9 protein-coding genes are annotated in these 6788 nt (G+C 70.4%); 8 read left to right on the top strand and 1 reads right to left on the bottom strand.

Features of this window, described 5'->3' with window-relative positions; genetic code table 11:
- The 3 genes from rpsP to ACFE87_RS18710 form a co-directional block, all read left to right on the top strand.
- On the top strand, nucleotides 1-292 hold a 292-nt coding region (gene rpsP, locus ACFE87_RS18720; protein WP_375461167.1), incomplete at its 5' end, for a 30S ribosomal protein S16.
- 7 nt (nucleotides 293-299) lie between these two features.
- Complete coding sequence (rimM, locus tag ACFE87_RS18715) at nucleotides 300-1031, top strand: ribosome maturation factor RimM (protein ID WP_375461166.1); 732 nt, start codon at nucleotides 300-302, stop codon at nucleotides 1029-1031.
- Nucleotides 1028-1420 carry a VOC family protein gene (locus tag ACFE87_RS18710; protein WP_375461165.1) on the top strand — a complete coding sequence of 131 codons (393 nt, stop codon included), beginning with the start codon at nucleotides 1028-1030 and terminating at the stop codon, nucleotides 1418-1420. Before rimM ends, ACFE87_RS18710 begins: the two co-directional genes overlap by 4 nt.
- Nucleotides 1421-1432: 12 nt before the next feature.
- Here ACFE87_RS18710 and ACFE87_RS18705 read toward each other — a convergent pair whose 3' ends face one another.
- Nucleotides 1433-2173 carry a class I SAM-dependent methyltransferase gene (locus tag ACFE87_RS18705; protein WP_375461164.1) on the bottom strand — a complete coding sequence of 247 codons (741 nt, stop codon included), beginning with the start codon at nucleotides 2171-2173 and terminating at the stop codon, nucleotides 1433-1435.
- 455 nt (nucleotides 2174-2628) lie between these two features.
- On the opposite strand from ACFE87_RS18705, the gene ACFE87_RS18700 reads away from it, so the two are divergent.
- From ACFE87_RS18700 to ACFE87_RS18680, 5 genes are all read left to right on the top strand, one after another.
- Nucleotides 2629-3504, top strand: coding sequence for an adenylate/guanylate cyclase domain-containing protein (locus ACFE87_RS18700; protein WP_375461163.1), 876 nt, complete (start codon nucleotides 2629-2631; stop codon nucleotides 3502-3504).
- A complete protein-coding gene (gene trmD, locus ACFE87_RS18695) occupies nucleotides 3501-4202 on the top strand; it encodes a tRNA (guanosine(37)-N1)-methyltransferase TrmD (RefSeq protein WP_375461162.1) in 702 nt (233 codons plus the stop codon). Before ACFE87_RS18700 ends, trmD begins: the two co-directional genes overlap by 4 nt.
- 59 nt (nucleotides 4203-4261) lie before the next feature.
- Nucleotides 4262-5425 carry a M20 aminoacylase family protein gene (locus ACFE87_RS18690; protein WP_375461161.1) on the top strand — a complete coding sequence of 388 codons (1164 nt, stop codon included), beginning with the start codon at nucleotides 4262-4264 and terminating at the stop codon, nucleotides 5423-5425.
- Between the two features lie 73 nt (nucleotides 5426-5498).
- Entirely contained in the window at nucleotides 5499-6038 is a 540-nt protein-coding gene (locus ACFE87_RS18685) for a sigma-70 family RNA polymerase sigma factor (RefSeq protein ID WP_375461160.1), read from the top strand.
- Complete coding sequence (locus ACFE87_RS18680; protein ID WP_375461159.1) at nucleotides 6035-6781, top strand: anti-sigma factor domain-containing protein; 747 nt, start codon at nucleotides 6035-6037, stop codon at nucleotides 6779-6781. The genes ACFE87_RS18685 and ACFE87_RS18680 overlap by 4 nt, the downstream gene beginning before the upstream one ends.
- The last annotated feature ends 7 nt before the right edge of the window (nucleotides 6782-6788 follow it).

Below are 6788 nucleotides of genomic sequence, written 5' to 3'. Positions count from 1 at the left end.
CGCGCCGCGCGACGGCCGTTTCATCGAGAAGGTCGGCACCTACGACCCGATGAAGCCGCGCGACGACGCGGGCCGCATCACGCTGGAAAGCGAGAAGATCCAGGCCTGGCTCGCCAAGGGCGCGCAGCCGACGGATCGCGTGCTCCGCTTCCTGGACGCCGCCGGCCTGATGAAGCGCGAAGCCCGCAACAATCCCGAGAAGGCGAAGCCCGGCGAGAAGGCCACGGCGCGTGCCGCCGAGAAGGCGAAGCGCGCCGCCCTGATGGAGCCGGTCGGCTCGTCCGCTGCCTGATTCGCCGATGGATGCGGGTGCTCGCCTCTCCCGGAGGGAGAGGTCGAGTCGCGCCGGCAGGCGCGACTGGGTGAGGGGTTCGGACCTCTCCGGAGAAGCCACGCCCCTCACCCGGTCGGCTGCTGCCGCAGCCGCTCGACCTCTCCCTTCGGGAGAGGCGGGACGCACCGGCCTCGTCTTCCTGGGCGAGTTCGGCCGCGCGCATGGCCTCGCGGGCGAGGTCCGGCTCAAATCCCATACCGAGGACCCGCGCGCGATCGGACGCTACGGGCCGCTCACGAGCGACGCGGGCCGTAGCTACACGCTGACGAGCGTGCGGCAGGCGGCCGGCGACCAGCCCGATCTGCTCGTCGTCCGAGTCGAGGGCGTCACGACACGCGAGGGGGCCGAGGCGCTGAACCGGATCCGGCTTCACGTCCCGCGCGAAAGCCTCGGGGCGCCGGCCGACGAGGACGAGTACTTCCTCTCCGACCTTATCGGCCTCGCTGTCGAGGGGCCGAACGGACCGCTGGGCCACGTGGTCGGCGTGCCGGATTATGGCAGTGGCGAGCTTCTCGAGATCGCGCCGCCGGACGGCGGCCGCTCCTTCCTGCTGCCCTTCACCAAGCGTCATGTGCCGGTGATCGACATCGCCGGCGGCCTGATCCGGGCTGACCCGCCCGAAGGCCTGATCGAGCCGCCGCGGCAGGAGCCCGACCCGTCGCAGCCTCCCGAGGCGGACGCGGAGAACGCGACATGATCACGAGCCTGGATCACATCGTCCTCACCTGCGCGTCGGTCGAGGCGACGGCCCGGTTCTATGCCGAGGCGCTCGGCTTCCGGATCGAGACGCAGGACGGCCGGACCGCGCTCCACTTCGGAAACCACAAGATCAACCTGCATCAGGTCGGCCACGAATTCACGCCTCATGCCCGCGTCCCCGCGCCGGGCACCGGCGATTTCTGCCTGATCTCCGACGAGCCGGTCGAAGCCGCCAAGGCCCGGCTGGAGCAACTCGGCATCAGGATCGAGGAAGGCCCCGTCGCCCGCACGGGCGCCAGGGGCGCTCTCCTGTCGATCTATTTCCGCGATCCGGACGGCAACCTGGTCGAGGTCGCGAACGAGGTCGGCGCGGATCGCCCGACCTAGAGTCAGCCGACGTTATCTCGGCTTCGTGCGCGTCGTCTCGTCCGGACACGGCTTGATCGCGGCCGGTTCGGGACGCTGGGCGGCTGAAGGCGGAGCGAAGATCGCGAGATAGCCGACATCCCCCTTCAGGGTCTGGAAGCCGACCTCCCTGTAACCGACGGCCGCGAGTTCGCAACGAAGCAGTTTCGGCGGGGTGCCATGCCGGGAGGGGATGTCGTCGAGGTCGACGATGCCGACCCGGCCTCCCGGCTTCATCGCGCCCGCGAGCTTGTGCAGCAGGCCGAAAGGCTGGGCGATCTCGTGATACATGTGGACGAGGACGGCGACGTCGACCGAGGCGGGCGGCAGTTTCGGATCGTCGGCTTCGCCGCGGACGACGGTGACATTCGCGACCCGCTCCTTCCCGAGCCGGCGCTCAAGCCCGGCCAGATAGGCGGGGGTGACGTCCTCGGCGAAGACGCGGCCCTCGGGCCCGACCAGCTTCGCGAGGCGGACCGTGTAGAAGCCGCTGCCCGCCCCGATATCGGCGACCTCCATGCCGGGCCCGATCCCCATCAGCCTGGCCACCTGTCCGACCTCGTCGACCTTGTCGCGCTCAGCCTCCGTGGCCCATTGCGGCGAGATGATCTCCGCCACGGGCCGGTCGGGCTTCGGAAAGGCGTCGACAGCCGGCACGTTGCCGGCCTGTGCCAAGGCTAGGGTCGCGGGAGCGGCGGCTAGGAGAGCGGCGAGGGCGAAGCGGATGAGGTTCATGACCCTGCAACGTCTCCGGGCTGCCACGGTGCCGCCTCGCCCGCTGCATTGCCGTACTCGTGAACGGGACGCCGCCGTGCGGTCTGGCCGCCTCAGCCGGCAGGGCCGCTGTCGCTCCGGTCGCGACTTGGCGCGAAACGGGCTAAACTCCTGGCCTGGGGTCGCGCCAGGGACGACGCGGCGGGAGGCAGGAATGTCCGCCGTTTCGGGGGGACTCGGGACCCATCGGGAGACAGGTCGGCGGCGGGTCTGGCTCGAACGCCTGCAGCATCTCGCCGATTGGGGCACGCTTCGCTATCCGCCCAAGATCCGGCGCCGGCTGAAGCTCTTGAACCTCATGGCCGGCCTTGTCGTGGTGTTCTCCGTGCTGTTCGCGGCGACCTACGCGACGCACGATCCCGCCGCTCATGCCGGGGCGATCGCGATCAACCTCGCCCTCGTGGCGGCCGCGGCCGTTGCCTTCGCGGTCCTCGGACCCTCGCACCTGCGAGCTCCTGATCGTCGTGCTGCTGATCGGCTTCGCGCTGCATGTGACGGCCTGGTTCATGGTCCCGAACGGCCTCATCCCGACCGATCCCGACTTCCTCGCCCAGCTCTACGCATCCTCCGCGGTCACGGTCTTTGCCGTCACGGCCGTCGCCGCCAGCTACGCTTTCACGCTGGTCGAGCAGGCGGAGGCCCAGACCGAGGCGATGCTCCGGAATATCCTGCCGGACACCATCGTCGAGCAGTTGCGGCAGCATCCGGGCGAGGCGGTCGCGGCGAGCCACCCCGAGGTGTCGGTCCTGTTCTCGGACATCAAGAGTTTCGTGCCCCTGTCGAGATCGCTGGGAGTGGCCCGCACGGTCGAGATGCTGAACCACCTGATCAGCGGCTTCGATCGGCTGGCCGCCCTCCACGGCGTCGAGAAGATCAAGACGATCGGCGCCACCTCTATGGCGGTCGCGGGCCTGCCCGAACCTGCGGCGGACCACGCCGCCCGCCAGGCCCGGATGGCGCTGGACATGCACGAATGCGCACGCGAGACGGCGGCGCGGTTCGGCGTCACCATCGTGCTTCGGATCGGGATCGCCTCGGGGCCGGTGATGGCGGGCGTGATCGGGACGCGGAAGTTCAGCTACGACGTCTGGGGCGACACCGTGAACCTGGCCTCGCGCCTCGAATCCACCTGCGAGCCGAATGGCATCCACGTGTCCCTCTCGGTCCGTGACCGCCTCGACGGGGCCTTCGCGCTCACCTCGCGCGGAGCGATCGAGATCAAGGGCCTGGGCCAGATCGAAACCTTCACGCTCGTCGGCCCGGCCCCGACGGCCGGAGAGGCAGCCGCTTGAAACCCTGGTCGGCCACGATCCTCACGCTCTACCCGGAGATGTTTCCGGGCCCGCTCGGCGTCTCGCTCGCCGGCGAGGCGCTCCGGCGCGGCGAGTGGCAGCTCGAGGCGCGGAACATTCGGGAGCACGGGATCGGACGGCATCGGGCGGTCGACGACACCCCCGCCGGCGGCGGGCCCGGCATGGTGCTCCGGGCCGACGTCGTCGCGGCCGCGATCGACGTGGCGTCGCCGCCCGGCGATCCCCGCCCCCGTCTCCTCCTCTCCCCGCGCGGCAGGCCTTTGACGCAGGCGCGGGTGCGCGAGCTCGCGGCCGGCCCCGGACTCGTCGCCTTGTGCGGCCGCTTCGAGGGCGTGGACGAGCGGGTCATCGCAGGCCGGGAGCTGGAAGAGGTCTCGGTCGGCGACTACGTCCTGTCCGGCGGGGAGATCGCGGCCATGATCGTCCTCGACGCCGTCGTCCGGCTCCTGCCCGGCGTGATGGGCAAGCAAGGATCCGGGATCGAGGAGAGTTTCGAGGGCGGGCTTCTCGAATATCCGCATTACACCCGCCCGCGGGATTGGGAGGGCCGCCCGATCCCGCCCATCCTCACCTCCGGCAACCATGCCGCCATCGCGACGTGGCGCGACGCGGAAGCCCGGAAGGTCACGGCCGACCGCCGGCCCGATCTCGCTGCATTGCACAACGAGAAGAGTTGACGCTGCCGGGACCGGGGTATTGTCTGGGCCGACATCCCGGCCACAGCCAAGGACCCGATATGCCCGTCATCAACCGCGTCGCCGATCTAGCCGACGAGGTCACCGCGTGGCGGCGGGACATGCACGCCCATCCCGAACTTCTGTTCGAGGTCCACCGGACGGCCGGGCTCGTCGCCGACAAGCTGCGGGCCTTCGGATGCGACGAGGTCGTGACCGGCCTCGGCCGGACCGGCGTGGTCGGCGTGATCCGGGGCCGGCGCGGCGGCGGCGGCAAGGTCGTGGGCCTCAGAGCCGACATGGACGCGCTGCCGATCGAGGAAGCCACGAACGCGCCCTATAAATCGGAGAATCCGGGCCTGATGCATGCCTGCGGCCACGACGGCCACACGGCGATGCTGCTCGGCGCCGCGAAATACCTGGCCGAAACCCGCAATTTCGACGGCACCGCCGTGATGATCTTCCAGCCCGCCGAGGAGGGCGGCGGCGGCGGGCTGGAGATGGTGAAGGACGGCCTGATGGAGCGTTTCGGCGTCCAGGAGGTCTACGGCATGCATAATTGGCCCGGCATGCCGGTCGGCGAATTCGCGATCCGGCCCGGCCCGATCATGGCGGCGGCGGATCGCTTCACGATCACCGTCGAGGGCAAGGGCGGCCACGCCGCCCATCCCGACCAGTGCATCGACACGCTGCTCGCGGCCTCGCAGATCGTGGTCGCGCTGCAATCGATCGTCGCCCGCAACACCGATCCTCTGCATTCCGCCGTGCTGTCTGTCTGCTCCTTCAAGGCCGGCGAGACGTATAACGTCATCTCACAGAATGCGACGCTGCTCGGCACCGTCAGGACCCTCCTGCCCGAGACGCAGGACCTGATCGAGAGCCGGATCACGACCGTGGTCGAATCCACCGCCGCCGCCTACGGGGCGACCGCGACGGTGGATTACCGGCGAGGCTATCCCATCACCTTCAACCATCCCGAACAGACGGATTTCATGGCGGGCGTCGCCCGGGCGGTCGGGGCCGGGGTCACGACCGACATCCCGCCCCAGATGGGGGCGGAGGATTTCTCCTACATGCTGGAGGAGCGGCCGGGCGCCTACATCTTCATCGGCAACGGCGATTCCGCCCTCTGCCACCACCCGGCCTACGATTTCGACGACAGCGCCATCCCGTTCGGCGTCTCCTTCTGGGCGAAGATCATCGAGGACCGCATGCCGGCGGCCTAGCTTCACCTTGCATCCGATCGGCCCGGGCGAGGCTAGGGTCCAGGAGGCAGCTTCGGTGCGGCATGATCGGGTCATGGACGGTTTCGACTACGAGGCGGCGCTCGCCGGTTGCGCACGACGGGAGGCTGCCGCGTTGCGCAGCCTCTACGACCGGGATGCGGGCTTCCTGGCCGGGATCGCGCTTCGCATCGTGAAACGTCCCGAGGTCGCGAGCGACGTCCTGCACGATGCGTTCCTCGACATCTGGCGAGGGGCCTCGACCTACGACCCGTCACGCGGCGCCGCCCGGGCCTGGATCGTCAGCGTGGTCCGGCACCGCGCCTTAAAAGCCGTCCGCCGGAGCGGACGCGAAACAGAATTGGACCCGGCCGTGAGCGAGCAGGTGCCGGACGACACGCCCGACGCCTTCGCTTCGCTCGCCCTGTCGCAGGAAGGTGCCGCCCTCCGGGTCTGCCTCGAACAGCTCGAACCGTCACGGCGCACCGTGATCCTGCTGGCCTATGTGGACGGGCTGTCGCAATCGGAGATCGCCCGGCGTCTCGGCGCGCCGCTCGGGACGATCAAGGCGTGGACGCGCCGGAGCCTCACCTCACTGCGGGAGTGCCTGGCATGATCCCGACCGACCAAGAGGCCCGGGACGTCCTGGCCGCCGAATATGTGCTCGGCCAGTTGGACGAGGCCGAGGCCCGCGAGGTCGAGGCCGCGATGGCGGGCGATCCCGGCCTCGCCCGGCTGGTCCTCGCCTGGGAGAGCCGCCTCCTCCCGGCGCTGGACGCAGCGGTCAGGCCGGCGAGCCTCGACCCGGCTTTGTGGCCCCGCATCGAACGCGCCATGGGCGCGATGTCGGGCCCGGGCAGGCCCCGCCTCGTCGCGACCCCGCGCCGGTTCTGGAACAGCGCCCCGGTCTGGCGCGCCGCGACGGCGCTTGCGACGGCCGCCGCCGTTCTGCTGGCCGTCTTCCCCGTGCGGGAGGGCGCGCCGGCCGAGCCGCAGACGCGCTACTTCGCATTGCTCCAGACCCGCGACGCCGCAGGCGCCGAGACGGGGCCGGGCTGGCTCATCCAGATCGCGGAAGACGGCACGGTGCGGTCGGTACCGCTCGGCCGCACCGATCCTGGGGAAAATCGCTCCCTGCAGCTCTGGACCCTGTGGGACCAGGCGCGCGGGCCCGTCTCGCTCGGCGTGTTGCCGCCCGGTGGCGCCGTCCGCCTCCCCCGCGAAAGCCTGCCGCAGATCGGGGGCGGCCAGCTCTTCGAGATCACGCTCGAACCGCAGGCCGGATCGCCGACGGGTCGCCCGACCGGCCGGATCCTCTTCATCGGCCGCGCCTCGCCGGCCGCCTCGCAGGCGCTCTGAGCGCAGG

The organism is uncultured Enterovirga sp., from assembly GCF_964242715.1.
In the GTDB taxonomy this organism is placed as follows: domain Bacteria; phylum Pseudomonadota; class Alphaproteobacteria; order Rhizobiales; family Beijerinckiaceae; genus Enterovirga.
Note: the sequence above shows the minus strand (reverse complement) of the source record. Positions and strands in the feature narration are given on the sequence as shown.

Excerpts from the sequence above, each read along its gene's own strand:
- ACFE87_RS18690 (WP_375461161.1), top strand. The coding sequence starts at position 4,262 with ATGCCCGTCATCAACCGCGTCGCCGATCTAGCCGACGAGGTCACCGCG.
- ACFE87_RS18685 (WP_375461160.1), top strand. The coding sequence starts at position 5,499 with ATGGACGGTTTCGACTACGAGGCGGCGCTCGCCGGTTGCGCACGACGG.
- ACFE87_RS18680 (WP_375461159.1), top strand. The coding sequence starts at position 6,035 with ATGATCCCGACCGACCAAGAGGCCCGGGACGTCCTGGCCGCCGAATAT.
- ACFE87_RS18710 (WP_375461165.1), top strand. The coding sequence starts at position 1,028 with ATGATCACGAGCCTGGATCACATCGTCCTCACCTGCGCGTCGGTCGAG.
- ACFE87_RS18705 (WP_375461164.1), bottom strand. The coding sequence starts at position 2,173 with ATGAACCTCATCCGCTTCGCCCTCGCCGCTCTCCTAGCCGCCGCTCCC.
- rimM (WP_375461166.1), top strand. The coding sequence starts at position 300 with ATGGATGCGGGTGCTCGCCTCTCCCGGAGGGAGAGGTCGAGTCGCGCC.